General features: G+C 62.4%; 15 protein-coding genes. 3 read left to right on the top strand and 12 right to left on the bottom strand.

Features of this window, described 5'->3' with window-relative positions; genetic code table 11:
• Positions 1-39 precede the first annotated feature (39 nt).
• The 4 genes from ACVOLL_RS05630 to ACVOLL_RS05615 form a co-directional block, all read right to left on the bottom strand.
• Positions 40-1440 (bottom strand): efflux transporter outer membrane subunit, encoded by a 1401-nt coding sequence (locus ACVOLL_RS05630; RefSeq protein WP_481512000.1) that lies wholly within the window; start codon positions 1438-1440, stop codon positions 40-42.
• A gap of 53 nt (positions 1441-1493) precedes the next feature.
• Positions 1494-4550 carry an efflux RND transporter permease subunit gene (locus ACVOLL_RS05625; RefSeq protein ID WP_481511999.1) on the bottom strand — a complete coding sequence of 1019 codons (3057 nt, stop codon included), beginning with the start codon at positions 4548-4550 and terminating at the stop codon, positions 1494-1496.
• A 2-nt stretch (positions 4551-4552) separates the two neighbouring features.
• The gene (locus ACVOLL_RS05620) at positions 4553-5698 is read right to left on the bottom strand and encodes an efflux RND transporter periplasmic adaptor subunit (RefSeq protein ID WP_481511998.1); all 1146 of its coding nucleotides are present in this window, start codon (positions 5696-5698) and stop codon (positions 4553-4555) included.
• 142 nt (positions 5699-5840) lie between these two features.
• Positions 5841-6458, bottom strand: coding sequence for a methylated-DNA--[protein]-cysteine S-methyltransferase (locus ACVOLL_RS05615; RefSeq protein ID WP_481512028.1), 618 nt, complete (start codon positions 6456-6458; stop codon positions 5841-5843).
• A 43-nt stretch (positions 6459-6501) separates the two neighbouring features.
• On the opposite strand from ACVOLL_RS05615, the gene ACVOLL_RS05610 reads away from it, so the two are divergent.
• The 3 genes from ACVOLL_RS05610 to ACVOLL_RS05600 all read left to right on the top strand — a co-directional run bounded on the left by ACVOLL_RS05610 (position 6502) and on the right by ACVOLL_RS05600 (position 9018).
• Positions 6502-7395 carry a LysR substrate-binding domain-containing protein gene (locus ACVOLL_RS05610; protein WP_481511997.1) on the top strand — a complete coding sequence of 298 codons (894 nt, stop codon included), beginning with the start codon at positions 6502-6504 and terminating at the stop codon, positions 7393-7395.
• A 365-nt stretch (positions 7396-7760) separates the two neighbouring features.
• On the top strand, positions 7761-8027 hold the full coding sequence (locus ACVOLL_RS05605) for a glutaredoxin family protein (protein WP_481511996.1): 267 nt from the start codon (positions 7761-7763) through the stop codon (positions 8025-8027).
• A 19-nt stretch (positions 8028-8046) separates the two neighbouring features.
• Entirely contained in the window at positions 8047-9018 is a 972-nt protein-coding gene (locus ACVOLL_RS05600) for a 2Fe-2S iron-sulfur cluster-binding protein (protein WP_481511995.1), read from the top strand.
• A 187-nt stretch (positions 9019-9205) separates the two neighbouring features.
• Here the strand turns inward: ACVOLL_RS05600 and ACVOLL_RS05595 are convergent, their stop codons facing one another.
• The 8 genes from ACVOLL_RS05595 to ACVOLL_RS05560 all read right to left on the bottom strand — a co-directional run bounded on the left by ACVOLL_RS05595 (position 9206) and on the right by ACVOLL_RS05560 (position 17880).
• Positions 9206-9805, bottom strand: a complete 600-nt coding sequence (locus ACVOLL_RS05595; RefSeq protein ID WP_481511994.1) for a DNA-3-methyladenine glycosylase — start codon at positions 9803-9805, stop codon at positions 9206-9208.
• A 77-nt stretch (positions 9806-9882) separates the two neighbouring features.
• Complete coding sequence (locus ACVOLL_RS05590) at positions 9883-11454, bottom strand: SDR family NAD(P)-dependent oxidoreductase (RefSeq protein ID WP_481511993.1); 1572 nt, start codon at positions 11452-11454, stop codon at positions 9883-9885.
• A 269-nt stretch (positions 11455-11723) separates the two neighbouring features.
• A complete protein-coding gene (locus ACVOLL_RS05585) occupies positions 11724-12530 on the bottom strand; it encodes a class I SAM-dependent methyltransferase (RefSeq protein ID WP_481511992.1) in 807 nt (268 codons plus the stop codon).
• The gene (locus ACVOLL_RS05580) at positions 12530-13300 is read right to left on the bottom strand and encodes an ABC transporter ATP-binding protein (RefSeq protein ID WP_481511991.1); all 771 of its coding nucleotides are present in this window, start codon (positions 13298-13300) and stop codon (positions 12530-12532) included. The genes ACVOLL_RS05585 and ACVOLL_RS05580 overlap by 1 nt, the downstream gene beginning before the upstream one ends.
• A gap of 2 nt (positions 13301-13302) precedes the next feature.
• Complete coding sequence (locus ACVOLL_RS05575) at positions 13303-14322, bottom strand: FecCD family ABC transporter permease (RefSeq protein ID WP_481511990.1); 1020 nt, start codon at positions 14320-14322, stop codon at positions 13303-13305.
• Positions 14319-15356, bottom strand: coding sequence for an ABC transporter substrate-binding protein (locus ACVOLL_RS05570; RefSeq protein WP_481511989.1), 1038 nt, complete (start codon positions 15354-15356; stop codon positions 14319-14321). Before ACVOLL_RS05570 ends, ACVOLL_RS05575 begins: the two co-directional genes overlap by 4 nt.
• Positions 15353-15892 (bottom strand): DUF2478 domain-containing protein, encoded by a 540-nt coding sequence (locus ACVOLL_RS05565; RefSeq protein ID WP_481511988.1) that lies wholly within the window; start codon positions 15890-15892, stop codon positions 15353-15355. Before ACVOLL_RS05565 ends, ACVOLL_RS05570 begins: the two co-directional genes overlap by 4 nt.
• Before the next feature lie 2 nt (positions 15893-15894).
• Entirely contained in the window at positions 15895-17880 is a 1986-nt protein-coding gene (locus ACVOLL_RS05560) for a TonB-dependent receptor plug domain-containing protein (protein ID WP_481511987.1), read from the bottom strand.
• Between the last annotated feature and the right edge of the window lie 116 nt (positions 17881-17996).

Genomic DNA, 17996 nt, shown 5'->3' with positions numbered 1-17996 from the left:
TGTTGAGGACGTGCTAGATGCACGTCATGGAGGCGCACTTCAATTGGCGCGGGTGGAGGAAGAGTCGACGAGCCCTTCGGTTCGCCAGCCGCCACCGAGGCTGCGGATCAGCTGGATCGTCGTGTGGGCGAGGTCCCCATCGACACGCACAACTGCAAGGTGTTGCTTCAATGCAGTGCGTTTTGCATCGATGTGCTCGAGTTGGTGTATTGCGCCTTCCTCATAACGACGCTGACTGAGTTGGGCTGCCCGCGCTGCGCTTTGATGAGCCGCCTGAATTGCAGTTCGTTGCTCACCCAAGGAGCGCCGTTGGATCAGCCTGTCCTCAACCTCCTGGAAGGCTCCAAGCACTACCTGCTGGTATTGCGCGAGTTCCTCTGCATGGCGAGCAGTTGCATACGCAACTCGTGCCTTGCGGCGACCGCCGTCGAGCAGCGGAAGGTCCAGCCCCATGCCAAACAGGAACGTTCGACCTGACCAGCGCAGCAACTCACCTAGCGCGAGCGACTCACTGCCTGCAGCACCAGTGAGCAAAAGGCGAGGAAAGTAGGCTGTGCGGGCGGCGCCGATCCTGGCGTTTGCCGCTGCCAATGCACTTTCTGCAGCAGCAATATCCGGCCGTCGTTGTAGCAGCATTGAGGGAATGCCTGTGGGCACAGTGGGGGGCAGGAACTGCAGCGGATGTGCGGTCAGCTTGAACTCGGCTGGGGTGTAGCCAAGCAAGCCAGCCAGGGCGTGTTCGGCGAGTGCCCTGTTGCGTTGTGCGGTCAATAGTTCTGCTTCGGCGTTGTCGCGTTCGGAACGAACGCGCAGCATCGCCAGCTCGTCATGCTGCCCCATGTCTACGGCAGCCTGGACCAGTGAAAGATCCTGCTGCCACAGTGCGAGCGCGTCAGCGAGTACAGCCACTTCCGCGTCCAGTACCCGGGTCTGGAAGTAACTGTCGGCGACGTTGGCCTGCAAGCTGAGCTGCACATGGTGATAGAGCGCAGCCTGCTCCTCGCTGTCGGCGCTCGCAGCCGTTGATTCAGCAGCAATGCGACCGGATACATCCACCTCGTAGGCAATATTGGCACCCATCTTCCACTGTTGGTTGTACGCCGCAGGGGATACTTCCGAAGCGCGCTCACGGGAGCTACCAACGTTGCCAGCCAGCGAGGGCATGAACGCTGACCGTTGCTCGAGTTGCTGGGCCTGGGCCTGCTGCAGGCGCGCAAGTGCGGCCTGCAGATTGGGGCTGGCGTGCTGCGCCCGTACTTGGTAGCTGTCCAGCAAGGGATCGTTGAAGATCGACCACCAGCTCGCTTGCAGTGCCAGGTAATTCTTCACGTCCGCCGGTTCGGCCGGACTTGCATGGCGATAGTGCTCTGGGATGGATATCGCTGCCGATCCTGATTGCGGGATGCTGGAACAGCCAGTTGCTGTCGCCACCAGCACCACCGCGAAGGACAAGGTTCGCAGGCGTGCAGTAGCCACCGAAGTTGGAGGAATCTTCATGCCAGCTCTCCTGCGCCATTGGTTGCGGGTTCCGCCGCCAGCTGGCGGCCAAACCGCGCATACACAGCTGGTAGAACGAACAGGGTGAATGCCGTTCCAACTATCAGGCCCGACACCAGTACAACGGCAATGGCGCGCTGGCTGCCGGCGCCTGCGCCGGTGGCGAATAGCAGTGGCAGCAAGCCGCCGACCATCGCCGCGGTGGTCATTAGGATCGGGCGCACGCGGGTGCGGGCAGCCACCAGTACTGCTGCGGTGCGGTCCAGGCCCTGGTTACGTTGCTGCGCATTGGCGAACTCAACGATCAGGATGCCGTGCTTGGCGATCAGGCCGATCAATGTCACCAGGCCTATCTGCGTGTAGATGTTCAGGGTGCCGAAACCGAAGAACAACGTGATCAGAGCACCGAAGGCGGCCAGCGGAACTGTGGTCAGGATCAGCAAAGGATCGCGAATGCTCTCGAACTGTGCCGCCAGCACCAGGAAAATGAAGACCAGTGCGAATGCGAACGTGACCGCGAAGCCGCCTTTTTCCTGCAGGTACTGTCGCGATTCACCGAGGAAGTCCACTTGATAGCTGCCTTGCAACGTGCTGGCGGCAAGCTGCAAAACCTCCACCGCATTCCCCAAGGTGACGCCGGGCGCTGGCACCGCTACCAATGTGGCGCTGTTCAACTGGTTGTGCTGGGTCAGTGCATTGGCTTCCACGCCGTGCTCCAGGCTGACCACGGATGAGAGCGGCACCTGGCTGCCTGAGGAACTGCGCACATGGAACAGTGCCAGCATCTCAGGAGTCAAACGCTGCTCACGTGGTGATTGCGGGATGACGTCGTATGCACGGCCCTGTGCACCAAAACGGTTGACATAGGACTCGCCGACCAGCCGCGCCAGCGTATCGCCGATCTCCTTCATGCTTAGACCAAGATCATGTGCGCGTGAGCGGTCGATGCGCACATTGACCGTGGGACTGGCAAAGCTGAGATTTGAATCGACGAAGGCGAACTTGCCGCTGGCGGCGGCGGCAGCTTCAAGTGTCTGTATCGCCGCATGTATGGTTTCGTGGCTGGCTGACGAGGCCAATACCATTTGTACCGGGAACCCGCCTACCGAACCGGGCAGGGGTGCAGGCAGGTAGGCTGATCCAGCGATTCCCTCGACGTTCGCCAGACTCTGCTGCAACGCGTTCATGATTTCGGTGGAAGTGCGATCGCGTTCCCCCCATGGTGTGAGCATCGCGCCGCCCCAGCCCAGGTTGAGGGCGCTGCCGACGCCTTGCACCATGTAGGTGTTCCTGGCTTCCGAGATGTCATTCAAGGCGGTCGACACCCGCGCCGCTTGGCCCTCAAGAAATTCCAGGTTGGCGGACTGTGGGGCTTTCATATCCACCACGATCTCTCCTTGATCCTCGGTAGGTGCCAGCTCGGACTGCAGTCCATTGAACAGCACCGGCAAGCACAGCAGTGCGCCGGCTCCGAGCAGGAGGATCGGTCGGGTGTCGCGCAGTAGTCGCGAAAGCTGGCTGTGATAGGCCGTTACCACACGGGTGGTGGCTCGCTCCACGAACTGGCCAAAACGGCCGGGGTGTTCCTTGCGTAGCAGCTTGGAAGCCACCATTGGCGAGATCGTCAGTGCAACGATGGCCGAGACAACCACTGCCGCCGCCAGCGTGAATGCAAACTCGCGGAACAGCGCTCCAGTCAGGCCGCCGACCAAGCCGAGTGGTGCATAGACAGCGACCAATGTGGCCGCCATGGTCAATACCGGGCCGGCGATTTCGCGCGCACCATTGATTGCAGCGCTCCCTGGTGCCTCGCCATCTTCAATGCGCCGATGTACGTTCTCCACCACTACGATGGCGTCATCCACCACCAGCCCGATCGCCAATACCATGGCTAGCAGCGTCAGCAGGTTGAGGCTGAACCCCAACGCAAACATGATGGCTGCTGCACCAAGCAGCGACAGCGGAATGCTCAACATCGGCACAGCCACGGCGCGTACCGACCCCAGGAACAAAAAGATGACCAGTACGACTTCCAGGCTGGCGATGATCAGCTTGGTCTTTACATTGCCGACGGCGGCATCAATGAACACTGTGACGTCATACGGGATAGCCATTGTGGTGCCGGTAGGCAAGTCGAGATCGTCCAGCACGGCGCGCACTTCGCGCGAGATGGTCAGCGGGTTGCCACCTGGCGTGGCCATCACTTCCAGATAGACCGCAGCGGCGCCATTCATGCCCGCAGTCTGGTTGCGGCTTTGTGCACCAATCTCGACCGACGCCACATCCTGCAGACGTACCAATCCACCACTGGATTTCACTACCAGTTGGCGGAAGCCCTCGACGCTGTCGAGCTGCGTATCGGTGCGCACGTTGGAGACCACCAACACACCTTTGACCTGCCCAGGTGCGGCCTGATAGTTGTTGTCGGCGATGGCGGCATCAATGTCTGCACTGGTGATTCCGTGTGCTGCCATGCGTAGCGGGTCTAGCCAAATCCGCATCGAAAGTGTCTGCCCACCCAATACATTCACCGCGGCGACGCCTTCCACAGTGGTCAGACGAGGACGTGCCACCCGCAAGAGGTAGTCGGTGGTGGCAGTGGCGGCCTGTCCGTCGGGGGCGGTGAAGCCTGCGTAGACCACACCAATTGCGCCCGGTGCCTGGCGCACGACGACCGGATCGTATGCATCTTCGGGCAGCAGGTAGCGGACCTCGTTGACCTTCGCCAGTACTTCGGTAAGCGCCGCATCGGAGTCGGCATTCAGGCGCAGGTGCGCGGTGATGGTGCTGCGACCTTGCTCGGATGACGAGGTGAGGTATTCGACCCCCTGGGTGGTGGCCACGGCTTGAGCCAGCGTGGTTGTGACAAAACCCTGCATCAGGTCGGCTGGAGCCCCTGGGTACTCGGTGGTGACCGTCACCACGGCGCTTTCTATGCGCGGATACTGGCGCAAAGGCAGATCCAGCAGTGCACTCAGGCCAATAAGTACGATCAGCAGGGCGAAGGCGGTGGTGAGTATGGGGCGTCGAATGAAGAAATCGGTAAATGCCACCGTCACTGCTCCTTGCCTGCGGCGGTAATGGCAGCCGCGGTTGTTGCTGCGCGCGTGCTTACCTGTACGCCGTCGCGCAGGTTGATCTGGCCCGAGACGACTACCAGTTCGCCCGCCTGCAGACTGCTGCTGTGCAGTGCTACGCGATCGCCGTGGCGCACGCCGGGTTTTACTCGCAGCAGATGTGCCTGTGGTGTGCCATGCTTGTCGCGTACGACATAGAGCGAGTCTCCAGACAACGAAGCGCTTATCGCGATTGCTGGCACAGTGACTGTCGGTGGATCGGCGGGCAGGGTTACCAGGACGCGCGCGAATGCTCCCGGCCAAAGTTTGCCGCTGTGGGCAGCGCTCACGGTGGCGCGGACATTGACCATGCGATCGTCTTGGTCTACCCGCGGATCGATGGCAGTGATGGTGCCGGTAGTAGTGCTGTTGGCCACACCGTCCGTGCTGAACTGAACCGCCAGCCCCGTACTCAGCTGTGGCAGGAAACGTTCGGATACCTGAAAATCCACGTGCAGACTGCGCAGATCCGTCAGCGTGGCTATTGCGGTGCCCGCTTCAATGAACTGCCCAAGATTGACCTGGCGTACGCCGAGTTCACCTTCGAAAGGCGCCCGCACCCGACGCTGCGCGATCTCCGCCTTGATCTGTGCTACCTGTGCGTGTTCCTGTGCGTGGCTGGCCTGGTGCTGTTCGTACTCCGCGCGCGACAGGATCTGGTCTTTGAGCCGATGTGCGCGTGCCAAGCTGGCGTCAGCCAGGGTCGCAGCAGCAAGGTGACGGTCCAGCTCGCGTTGCATTGGCACGTCATTGAGTTGTACCAGCGGATCCCCGGCTTTGACCGATTGGCCACTGTTGAAATGGATTGCGGTGATACGTCCGGCCACTTCCGCGGCGACCAGTACCTGCTGATCTGCCACCACGGTGCCAATTGCTTCGATCTGCTTGGGCAGAACTTCGCTTCGTGCAGCTTCAACCACGACTGGAACCGTCGTTGGTTCACCTGCTGCTGTGGCCGCATTGGAGGCCATGCGTTTGCGGTAGACATCAAAGAGCAGTAACGCGACGAGCAGAGTGATCACCCCGATGGCAATTGCTATCAGGACGACGCGACGGGTGGGTTGATTACGGAGGTGTGGGTTCATCGCCGCGCCCCCAAGGTTGTTGCAGAATTCATTTCAGCTGATGTCCAAAGACTGGAATTGGCCGCAGTCTAGGCGTCGCTGATCGCCTGGAAAAACGATTTGATCTGGCAGTTAAAAGTAGATCAGCTAAGTTTTAGATCGATCAATGGCATTCGCTCTTGAACAGCCTGGCCTGTGGGAGCGAGCCTTCGTGGGCGAGCAGGGCAGCCTTGCGTTCCAGGCCCGCGCTGTAGCCGGAAAGCGCACCGGTGGCGGCGATGATCCGATGGCAAGGAATGACGATGGAAATGGGATTGAGCGCATTGGCGCGGCCTATGGCACGGGCCGATGACGCCGGCTGAAGCTGCCGCGCCAGCACTCCGTAGGTGGTGGTCGCGGCAAAAGGGACTTTCGCGAGTGCCCGCCAGGCGCGCAGCAGAAATTCGCTGCCGCGTGGTGCCAGACGCAGGTTGAAGGCGCGCTTTGCACCGCTGAAGTAGCTGTCCAGTTCAGCCGCAACTTCAGCAACAGCTTGCGTGTCCAAACGTATCGGTTGCGCCCATTCCAGGCAGTTGGCGGCGCGCTCGTCGTCAACAAAGTCCAGGCGCACCAATGCGCCCGTAGGGTCGAGGATGGCAAGCATCTGTCCCAGCGGTGTCTGGATGTGGCCGCCAATCAATGGCCCCATAGCGGACTCCAATACGGGCTTGGAAAGGTTGCCCATCGATTTAGCTTTCCTTACTTTGGTTGGTGCCCCATGCTGACCTCCTGCCAGCTGCATCAACAGCCATACTTTCTAAACAATAGAATCAGGAAAACTAATCATGGGAGCAGTCCTGCCATTGTTGGCGCTACGCGCGTTTGTAGAGACAGGCCGACACGGCAGCTTGAAGGCAGCTGCCGAGGTCATGGGTGTTACACCGGGCGCAGTGAGCCAGCAGCTGAAACTGTTGAGTGACCGTACTGGTGTCACGCTGTTCATCCGCAATCGGCATGGCGTCGCGCTCAGTCCAGCAGGCGCACAAGTCTATCCGGCCTTGCTTCGCGCCTTCGACACCATCCAGGACAGCATGGCTGTGTTGGAAGCGATCAACGGGCGGCAGACACTGACGATCAGCACGGTTCCCGGCTTTGCTGCGTCCTGGTTGGTGCCTCGACTGGGCCGCTTCACCGAAAAGCATCCGGACATCGAGGTGCGCGTTGAAGCTTCATCGGCCCTGGTTGATCTGCGCCGCGACCGCATCGATATAGCGATTCGTCACGGCTTGGGTGAGTACCCGGGCTTGGTATCGCGTCACCTTGCTTCGCCGGTGTTCCTGCCGGTTGCGAGTCCTGCGCTGCTTGCTGTTGGCAAGCCGATCCGCAAGCCGATGGATTGTCTCAAATACCCATTGCTGCAGGACTCGGATCGCAGCGATTGGCGGCTTTGGTACAAAGCACTGGGCGTGGCGGACGATCCCCGTATCGTGCGAGGTGTCGCGTTCGATGATGATGTGTTGTTGATCCGCGCCGCCGAGGCGGGGCAGGGGATTGCGCTGGTACGTGATGTGTACGTGCAGTCGGAAGTGGCCAGCGGCCGATTGGTGGTCGCCTTGGATCAGCCATGGCCCACCGAGTTTGCTTACTACGCCGTGACCCTTCCCGGGGCAGATGAGAAACCGGCCATCGCAGCGTTTCTGTCATGGTTGCAGAGCGAAGCCAGGCGCGAAGAGGCATAGGCTTGATTCCGGACGGGTGCTTTCAGTAGCACCTACGGTCGCGGCAGCGACCGCATGGATAGCTGAGCTTCCGCCAGGGCAGAACGCGTTGCTCGTGATGTCGCCGGGCAGCCGACAATCGTGGAGCTTGAGCCTTGTTGGTGCGTGCCGCAGAAAGATTGCTGGAGCCCCTTGACCTTCCAATGGCGGCAATCTTTAGACTTCGCGCCTACACAGAGAAACCATGGGCTACGCACAGAGTTCTGCGCGGCTTCGGAACGGAGCCCATTGGTCCGATACACCTGCCGCAGGCCAAGCGCTCCAGCTTCTATTTCAACCCGACGTAGGGCTTGAAAGGACATCACAACAACGATGAGGACGTCGTCATGAGCAACGCTTTCACCCCGCATGTAGTCATCTACACAACACCGACTTGCCCTGACTGCCGGATGCTGAAGGATTGGCTCAACCGTGCAGGAGTTGCGTTTGAAGAACGTGACCTGACTGACCCGGCCATCAGGGACGAGGCGAAGGCTCGTACCGGTGTGCGCGTCGCGCCTATCACCTTGGTCGATGAGCAGGTCTTCTACGGTACGTTCGCCTCGCAGAAACCGGGCCTGGTTGAAGCGCTCGGCCTCTCCAATACTGCCTGAGCAGCTGCCATGACGAACCATGTTGAAATCCTGCAGACCGGCACGATCATTGCGGTGCCGGCAGGTGTCACGATTCTGGATGCTGCACTATCCACACGGATGTCGTTCGGGTCGCTGTGGGTCCTGCAAAGCCCGCCTCGTCAGCGGGGAGGTCGAATCTCTCGAACACAGCCGTTTTGCGTTGACGCAGGAAGAAAAGTCCCAAGGATTGATTCTGGCGTGTCGCGCCATTCCGACAACCAATGGCGTCGTCAGCTGGCTTGATGACAATCAGGTAGTTGCTCATCCGATCCGCCGCCTGAACTGCAAGGTGACGCTGGTAGAGGCGCTTACGCACGACATCAATCGTATCCAGGTCGTCAACGATGAAGGGCCGCCGCTGAGTTTTGCTGCCGGCCAGTATGTTCGCCTTACGTTCTCAGGCTTGCCGAGCCGTGATTACTCTATTGCCAGCCCATCAGGTAGCCAGATGCTGGAGTTCCACGTTCGTCGAGTACCTGGCGGGATTGTGAGTGAGCCCATCCATGCGCAACTGAAGCCTGGTGCACCTGTGCTTGTTGAAGGTCCGTTTGGATCCTCGTTCCTGCGCGAACAGCACGCCGGACCAATGCTATGTATTGCGGGCGGCTCGGGTCTTGCACCCATCAATTGCATCGTTGAGGCTGCAATCGCGCGTGGTATGCGCCAGTCAATACATGTCTACTTCGGCGCCAGAAGCAGTAGAGATCTCTACCTTGTGGAGCACTTCCAGAGTTTGGCGCGGCAGCATTCCAACCTGACATTCACGCCCGTGCTATCCGATGCCTGCGGGGAAAGCACTTGGCGGACCGGGCTGGTAACAGACGCTGTTGGCGAAGATCTGCAGGATCTTGATGGTTGGAAAGCTTATTGCGCTGGTCCACCGGGAATGGTTGAAGCGGCTATCCAGATGACAAAGGCCAATGGTCTGCGGCCGGGTGATCTGCACGCGGATGTGTTTCATACGCCATGATGAGTAGCGCGTGGGCTCCTTGGGAAAAAGGTTGGCCCCTGAGTCCATCACCAGAGGAACACCGCCGCGAGCACAGAAGAGTTGTCGTGAAAAGTTGCGCTGATTATGTCGCCCCGCGCTAGTGGTTCACTACATTCATACGCGCAAAGGCTCGTCGCCACAGCTCGCTGGCGGTCGTAGTCTGCTGCTATTTTCTGGAGGCATAGGGTTGATCCGGTACGGACCAGCGCCACGGCAGATCCACTGCTTTGGATATCCCAACACGAGGACCTATCACCGGAGCGTCAGGGGGAGGTAGGCCATCGGAGACAATCCGGATGCCGCGATCACCGCTCACCAGATCAGCGCCGTCATGTGCGCGGTTGATGCCGAACGCCTGGGAAAGTTTACCGGGGCCATTGGCCAGGTCGATCGGGCGCTTTGCAGCAGGCCTGGCCAGATACATCAGATCCAACCTGTTCAAGGCTTGCGCTGCCCTGAGCAGCACGCCGACACCTTCATCGACTTCGCCGCAGACGGCATTGCTTCCCCAGTGCATGCCATAGGTGAAATAGACATACAGATGCCCCGGAGGGCCGAACATTGTCGCGTTGCGCGCGGTCTTGCCGCGGAACGAGTGCGCCGCGGGATCTTCGCTGCCGGCGTAGGCTTCCACTTCAACGATGCGCGCACAGCGGCCGTCGTCATGTAGCAGGATCTTGTTCAGCAGCTCCGGCGCGACCACAGTGGGATGCCGACGATAGAACTCGCGTGGCAACACCTGCAGGTTTTCCAGGAAAGATGTCATTGCGGTTCGCTCCGGCATTGCCGTGGTTCAACCCGGACCGTCGGGCTGAACCACTGTTTCAATCGGCGTCTGCTATCTCACCAGTCCGTCGGCGCATAGTCCTTCAGGAACTGGCCCCAGACGTGTTCACCGGTGTTGAAGCCATGGATGATCGGGTCGACGATGCGGGCGGCGCCATCAACGATGTCCAACGGCGGGTGGAAACGTTCTTCCTGCACCTTGCGCGCTGCCAGGCCCGCCGGATCTTCGTCGGTCACCCAGCCGGTATCCACGCTGTTCATGTGGATGCCGTCGTTCTGGTAATCGGCCGCCGAGGTGCGCGTCATCATGTTCAACGCGGCCTTGGCCATATTGGTATGCGGATGGCGGGTGGTTTTGAAGTTGCGGTAGAACTGGCCTTCCATCGCCGACACGTTGACGATGTGCTTGTCGCGCTCGGGCGTGGCCAGCATCAGTGGCTTCAGGCGTGCATTGATGATGAACGGTGCGATGGCATTGACCAGCTGGGTTTCCAACAGCTCCACCGACGGCACCTCGGCCATGCGCAGGCGCCAGGAATTGCTGTCGCGCAGGTCCACCTGCTGCAGGTCCTGGTCCAGGCGGCCATCGGGGAATAGATGGCGCTGGCCCAATAGTTCGTCAGCCAGCAGCGGCACCTGCGACAACTCGGCAGCACGGGTCAAACCGTCAGTACCGACAGCTTGCGGCGACGGCAGTGCGGCTGCCGCGACGGGGAGCAGGTCGGCGCTGCGCAGGCCTTCGTAATTGCCGATCAGCTTGCGGATGGTTTCCGGCAGGCTCTGCACGGCAGCGGTTTCGCCGGCCATCATGTGCGCATAGAACTGCGGCGGACGACGCACGGTCTGGCAGGCGTTGTTGATGATGAAGTCGAGGCGCGTGCGCGTGGCCAACAGCTCGCTGCAGAAGGCCTCGACGCTGGGCGTGTGGCGCAGGTCCAGCCCGTACACCTGCAGGCGGTGCCCCCACACGGCGAAATCGGGTTCTTCGGCATAGCGGGCGGCCGAGTCGCGCGGGAAGCGCGTGGTCACGATCAGCTCGGCGCCGGCACGCAGCAGCTTCAGGCCGGCCTGATAGCCGATCTTGACGCGGCCACCGGTCAACAACGCAACGCGTCCGCGCAGGTCGGCGGTCTCAGTGCGCTTGATGTAGTTCAGATCGGCGCATACCGGGCACATCTGGTCGTAGAAGTGATGCAGCTGGGTGAACTTCTGCTTGCACACATAGCAATGGCGCAGCTCGGGCGAGTGGACGGCTTCCTCGGCTGCGGCTGCGCCTTCACCGTTGCTGGCATCGTGCAGGCCAGCGGCATGCGGCGGGAAGTAGTTCGGGGTGCTGAACACCGGCTTGCGGCGTAGGGCGCGGATACCGGTCTGCTCAAGCAGCGCCTCGGATTTGCGCACCTTTTCCTGGTGGCGCTCACGGGCCTGCTTCTTGAGCATCTGCCGGCGCGCCTTGGGTTCGGGGTGGAATACCTTGGCCACGACCTGGTGCAGGCGCACTCGGTCGGCTTCGGGCAACGCATCGAGCATGCCGCGATCGGCTTCAATGGCTTCCAGCAGATCCAGCGCTTCGCGCAGGCGATCCGCCAGAGGCAGGGCAGGGGCAACAGGGGTATCGATGGCGTTCAAATGACGATCCGGGAAGAGCGGCGGCAAGCCGTGAATGGACAGCAGAGCGATGACCGCCTCGATGCGGGTCCATGCTGTAGCGGGCCGGGAGCGTCCGGCCGGTGGCAATTGTCCCAGATATCAGGGGCTTGGCGCCAATGTCGGGATAATGGACGGGCGGCGGCGCCTGCACGGCCGCCTTCCCGGACCGATCTCACCGGAGCTGATGCAGCTTGAACAGCGCCAAGGACCGTTCTCGCCGACCTGGGCCATCAGCGCAATGCGCCATCTCAGCGAGTTTGAGCCGTGGTTTCCCAGGAGATGAAGGCCCAACGCCTGGTGGGTGCCAATCCGAGCCGATTCAGGGGCGAATGCCCATGCCACTCTGCGATCCTGCTGTGCTCGTTCATCTGCAGCTCGCCGAACACCTGTTCTGCCTGGCGGATCAGGTCGTCGGCAGTCTGCGCTTGGTCCAATGCCGAAACCGGCAGATAGTCGAGCCGGGGCTCCCGTCCCAAATCCCAAAGCAGCTCCATCACATAGCGATGGTCCGGCATGGGAATCCATTGCCGACCCAGCAGCGCCGCAAGCTCCAAGACGCCAGTACGCGGCTGTGTGGTACAGGTCACGTAGACGCGCTGCGCTGCGTGCGCATCGAGTTTCATCAGCGCCCGTTCCAGCTCAGGGACCATCAGTGAACGCGAGGCGATGGCGACGTCGCAGACGGGCAGCCTGTTCCAGTCGTCTTCCCATGACAGATGGTGTGGCTCGATGTTGTGGATCTGTTGGGCGCGGATGGCGGCATGCAGGCCATCAAGCATGCCCCGGCTGTAGTCCAGGGCATGGACCTGTTTCACCTGCGCTGCGATTGGCAAACTGAGCAGACCAGGCCCGCAACCAACGTCCAGCACGCTGTTGACGCCACTCAGGTCGAGCCGCGCCAGGAATGCCTCGCTGTAGTCGTCGTGCCGACGCTTCCAACTGGACTGCGCCGCACGCGCATCCCACGCGCTGGCGGGCTTGGCCTGGAAGCCGCAAGCCAGCAGGTGCTGGCGGTAGCGGGCCATGTGATCGATGGGGGCTGGAAGTGTGGTCATCAGGACAGTGACTGCAGGTCAGGAAGGGCAATGGCTATGCGCGAGGCATCGACGTTGTAGAGCTGCGCCAATCGTTCGGGTGTGGCGACCTCGCGGGCGGGGCCGAGCGCGTGCAGGCTTCCGTTGGCCATCAAGGCAATGCGGTCTGCCACCTGCAACGCATGCTGCGGTTGGTGTGTGGACAGCAGCACGCCGATGCCGCGATCGGCGAGGCTCCGCACGGTGTCGAGAATGCGCAGCTGGTTGCCGAAGTCGAGGCTGGCGGTAGGTTCATCCATGATCAGGATCTGTGCACGTTGCGCGAGTGCGCGCGCTATCAACACCAGTTGGCGTTCACCGCCACTGAGGGTGCTGACCACGCGTTGCGCCAATGCGGCGATGCCGAGCTGATCCAGGCAGTCAAGGGCAATTGTTTCGTCCGCACGCGTGGGCGTGGCCAACAAACCAAGATGTGCCGCGCGGCCCATGGCAACGACTTCCAGCACCCGCCAGGCAAAGGCGAACGGCGCCGATTGTGGAACGTACGCCAGCTGCCGGGCGCGTTGGTTGCGGCCAAGCAGATGCAGGGGCTGCCCCTGCAACGCAATCTCGCCAGAAATGGCGGGGAGCAGGCCAAGCAGCGTGCGGAACAGTGTGGTCTTGCCGCAGCCGTTGGGGCCCAGCAGGCACAGCACTTCGCCCGCATGAAGGTGCAGGTCCGAAGGCTCGCCCAAGGGCTGATGGCGATGGCCTACCGTCAGCCCGCGTGCCTGCAGGAGAACGTCGCCCATGATCATGCCCGGCTCTCGCTACGTGCCAGCACCAACAGGAAACACGGCACACCGACGAAGGCAGTGAGAATGCCGAGCGGCAGTTCTATCGGCGCCAAGGTCCGCGCCAGTGTGTCGGCGGCGAGCAGGAAGCTGGCACCCAGCAGCAGGCTGGCCGGCAACAGCCGGCGAAAATCGGCGCCTACCAGCAAACGCGCGATGTGCGGCACCACCAGCCCGACCCAGCCGATGATGCCGGCCAGTGACACAGCAGCCGCTGTGCACAGTGTTGCCGCGGCAATCAGCGTCCAGCGTAGCGGTGTGACCGCTACTCCCAATGCGCTGGCTTCCTCATCACCGAGGCTGAGCAGGTTGATGCGCCAGCGCAGCAACAGCAGCGGTAACAACCCGACCAGCAGCAGCGGTGCGGTGACGCGCAGATCATCAAGGACAACGGCATTCAATCCGCCCAGCAGCCAGAACGTGATTGAAGGAAGCTGGGTGTAAGGGTCTGCAAGCAGCTTCAATAGCGAAATGCCGGCGCCCAGCAGTGCCGACACCGCAACGCCGGCCAGCACCAGCACCAGTATCGGTTCATGCCGACGCACCAGCGCTGCCACCAGACAGACCAGACCGACCGCAGTCAACCCGCCAGCGAAGGCGAAGCCCTGCACCAGCAACAATGGCAGACCGAGGAACAATGCCAGCGACGCACCGAGCCCGGCACCCGCGGAGACACCAAGAATGTCGGGCGAGACCAGAGGATTGCGGAACATCGCTTGATACGCCGCCCCGGCAGCGGACAGCACCGCACCAATCAGCACGGCCGCGATCACGCGCGGCAGACGGATGTTCCATAGCGCCGCATGCACAGCGGGCGGACTTGGCTCGCCAATGCCAAACAGCTGCCAGCCTATCGCCTGCACCACGCGTGTCGGCGATACAGGGAACTGGCCAACCGAGAATGCAAACAGGATCAATGCCGCCAGCAGCACCCAGCCACCGGCATGCCACGCCCAGCGCGGCATCGGGCGCATCGTCATTGGCGACCATCCAGGCTGCGCGCGACGTCTGCTGGTAGCGGCTGATCCCAAAGCAGTTGATGCAGCGCGTTGATGCGCGTGCGCAGTGCTGCCGGTGCAAGCGCCGGCGATGCACCGGGATGCAGCCGCGACAGCAGCCACGGCAAGCCTGGTAGCCGATTGACGCCGGGCGGGCCATCCAGCCAACCGAACGGTAGTGACGGTGCGCAGTGCAAGCGCCCTTCGCGCACCGCACGCAGGCTGCGCCAACGTGCGTCCTGTGCCGCGCTTGCGGCAAATGCGGCGTCCTGGGTAAGGATCACGTCCGGGTCCCAGGCCAGCAGCTGCTCCAGCGAGACACGTGCCAGCCCCCCTTTGCCAGCCGCGGCAGCAACATTGCGGCCACCGCAGAACTCGATGACCTCGGTGTTGATCGAACCGGACAGACCACTCTCCAGCCCATCGCTGCCGCGCCCGTAGTAGACAGTCGGACGCGAGGTAGCAGGGAGGGCGGCAAGCACCTCGCGCACCAACGCCAGCTGTGCCTCCGCTGCCTGCGCCAGCGCCTCGCCACGCGCGGTCACACCAAGCAGCTTGCCGACATGGCGTAGCTGTGCAGGATGATCGGGCAAGCGTCCTGCAACCAGCTCGACCGGAATCCCGGTTTGCTGCCACACGCGCTCGGCGGAATCACGGTAGCTTGCGTCGAAATCACCGGCATCCAGCACCAGATCCGGTTGCAGCTCAAGCAGGCGTTCCAGGCTGACGGTGCTGCCGCGTCCGGCAAGACGGCCAACCATCGGCAGGCCGCGAAGTGCCGTGGGCAGCAGCGCCAACGCGCTTGGCGAAACCCGCATGGGCCAGCCCAGCAAACGCTGCGGCGCGATCGCCGCAACCAGCACCGCTGCTGGCGCACCGGCGGCAAACACGCGCTGCGGCATGCCCTTCGGTTCGCCCAGGCGCAGCAGGCGTTGTGCGGGCATTGCCAATAGTCGACTTCCTGCAAACAGCAGCGGAGCCAGCGCGAAGGCCTGCAACAGGGCGCGACGTTTCATATCGCCTCCTGATCTTGCTGGCGGCAGCTATCCCACCAGTGCTGCAGGGCCGCGTCGGTGGCGGGAAGCTCAACCGCCATGCCACCGGTGAACGCGCGCCAGGCTTCCAGATAGGGAAGCTTCACTGCGGTGAGCAGCGGGATCCCGGCCAGCATCAGCGCCAACAGTTCGTCGGCCATGCCGCCGCCTTGCGACTCGAGCGTGCCGAACCGATTGGCAATTGCCAGCGCCGCCGGTTCCTGCGCGGCACGACGAAGTACCACGCTGGCATCGGCAATGCCGCGCGGATCGAGATTGCAGCCGCAGGCAGCAGCGCCCAGCGCCTGGCTGATGGGGTAGCGGGACTGCGGATCGGTTACGTCCATCAGCACCATGTGCTTGCCCGTGGCTGTTGGCGCATGAGGCAGGTGCACCAGCCCACGGACGCGGTGCCCGGCTGCGAGCTGGCGTGCTGCGAAAGCTGCCAGCAGTCCATCGGGCTCACCGTTGCCGTCGTGCACGATGGCGGCGATGCGTGCGGGCTGCGTGCTGCTCATGCTCAGTACCTCCAGTTGGCGTTGGCAAACCAGGTGCGGCCGGGCATGGGGTAGCCATCGGCCAGTTCGTACCATTTGTCGCCGATATTGCGCACGCCCAGGTCAAAGCCGACGTTGCCGCGCGGTGACCAGCTCGCCTTCAGCCCGCCGATGCCGAAGCCAGGCAGGGCACGCACCGGACGAGTGGTATCGGCATAGCTGACCTTGCGCCCTTGTTCGGCTTCCAGACTGGCCTGCAGACGCAACTGCGGCAGCAGCTGCCAACCAACGGCCATGAACAGGCGCTGGCGCGGGCTGTCGAGCAGGGCCACATCGCGGTTCTCCAGGTTGGTGCGCCGCAACCAGGTGTAGCTTCCCTGCAGGTCCCAGTCCTCACCGATGCGCTGCTGCAAGCCCAGCTCCATGCCGACGTTGCGGGCGCGGCCAATGTTCTGCGCCTGGTTGCAGGTGCGCCCGCCGCACTCAGGCGAGGCAACGACGGCGGTCTGGATCAGGTCATCAATGCGGCTGTGGAACACCGCAGCCTGCAGTTGGCTGCCTTGCCACCAGCTACCGCGCAGGCCCAGTTCGAGATGGGTGGCATGCTCGGGGGCGAGGTCGGGGTTGGGCAGTGCGGCGCCCATACGCGCCGAGTAACGATCCTTGATGGTGGGGAAGCGTGTGCGACGAGCGGCGCTGGCATACCACTGCTGCTCCGGTGCCAATTGCTGCACGTACTCCAGAACGGCATTGGTGGCATCGGCACTGCCGGTCGGCCAGTAGTAGACACGCTTGGCCTCGCGACGGTCATGGCCCAGACCTGCGCGCAGGTGCGCGGTGTCAGTCAGTGCGATACGGTCTTCGATTGCCACCGAGGTGGTGACATCGCGGAAGTCCTTGGTCGGCGAGTGCGGGTTGCGCTCGATGTGTTGGTCTTGCTTGTAATGCAACGCAAGCTGCAGCTGCTGGCGGGGCAGGGCGTTGTTGGCCAGGGTCAGCGAGCCGCCGATTGTCTTGTCGTCGTAGATGCTGGGGAAACTGGTGTTGTCCAGCGCGGTTTGATAGCTGCCGTCGGTGTAGGCCTCAAGCCCATTGCCGTAGGTGTCGCGGTAGAGGCGGGTGCGCAAGGTCGTGTGCTGACCGAGCTGGGTATTGCCGATGAAGTACAGGCTGTCCTTGTCCCACCATGGCCAGCGCCAGTAACGGATGCCGCTGCGTGCGGTTCCCGTGTACACCGGGTTGCCCTTCTCTCCATCCTGGCGCGCGTAGCCGATGGCATATTCATCGCCCTCACGCGGCGTATAGCCGAGCTTGAATGACAGGCGGCGATCTTCGCGGTCTGCGTTGCGGCGGTCATCGCCGGTATCGGTAGGCACCCGCTTGTAATCGACGAACCCATCCGGGAGCGGGAACTCATCGGCCTTCAGGATTGACCAACCGAGCTGGTAGTACCAATCACCTTGGCGTCCGCCGAGGTTGACCGCTGCCTTGCGCTCACCGCCATCGGCGACGCCCAGCCGCAGGTCAGCCTCGAATGGCCGCTCCGGCCGCCGGCTGATCAGGTTGATCGCCCCGCCGAGGATGTTGGGCCCATAGAGCAATGAGGCAGCGCCACTGGCGACGTCGATCCGGGCCAGGTCGAAGGTGGTGAACCGACCGAAGTCGACATAGCCGTCGTACGGCACGTACAGCGGGACGCCGTCGAGGAATACCGGCACCTGGCGGGGATCGAAGCCACGCAGGTAGACCATGTCCTCGTTGCGCGAATTGCGTGCCAGGCTGACGCCCGGCAGCACGCTGACTGCCTCTCCGACAGTGTTGCGGTCCAGCTGCTGGATGCGGTCCGCGTCCAGGTTGCGCTCGGCGACAGTGGGAGAGGTGCCGCGCTCGGCATGGACATCGACACTGCCCAAGGTGAAAACCGGCGGAGCAGTCGCTGTGTCGGCAGCTGCGGCCGACAGGGGAAGCAGAAGGGCTGACAGCGGCAGAACGAAACGGCAGGTGCGCATATTCGCAATCCTCGGGTTCGCTATATCCAAGATGATATAACGGTACGGTGAGGTCAACTTCGTGACCGATGCAGGGATTCTCAGGGGGGAGCGCCGGAGCGTCCTTGATCGATATC

It is taken from the genome of Stenotrophomonas sp. STEN035, assembly GCF_056759935.1.
The sequence above is the reverse complement of the archived record's forward strand: the minus strand, read 5'-3'. Positions and strand labels throughout refer to the sequence as shown.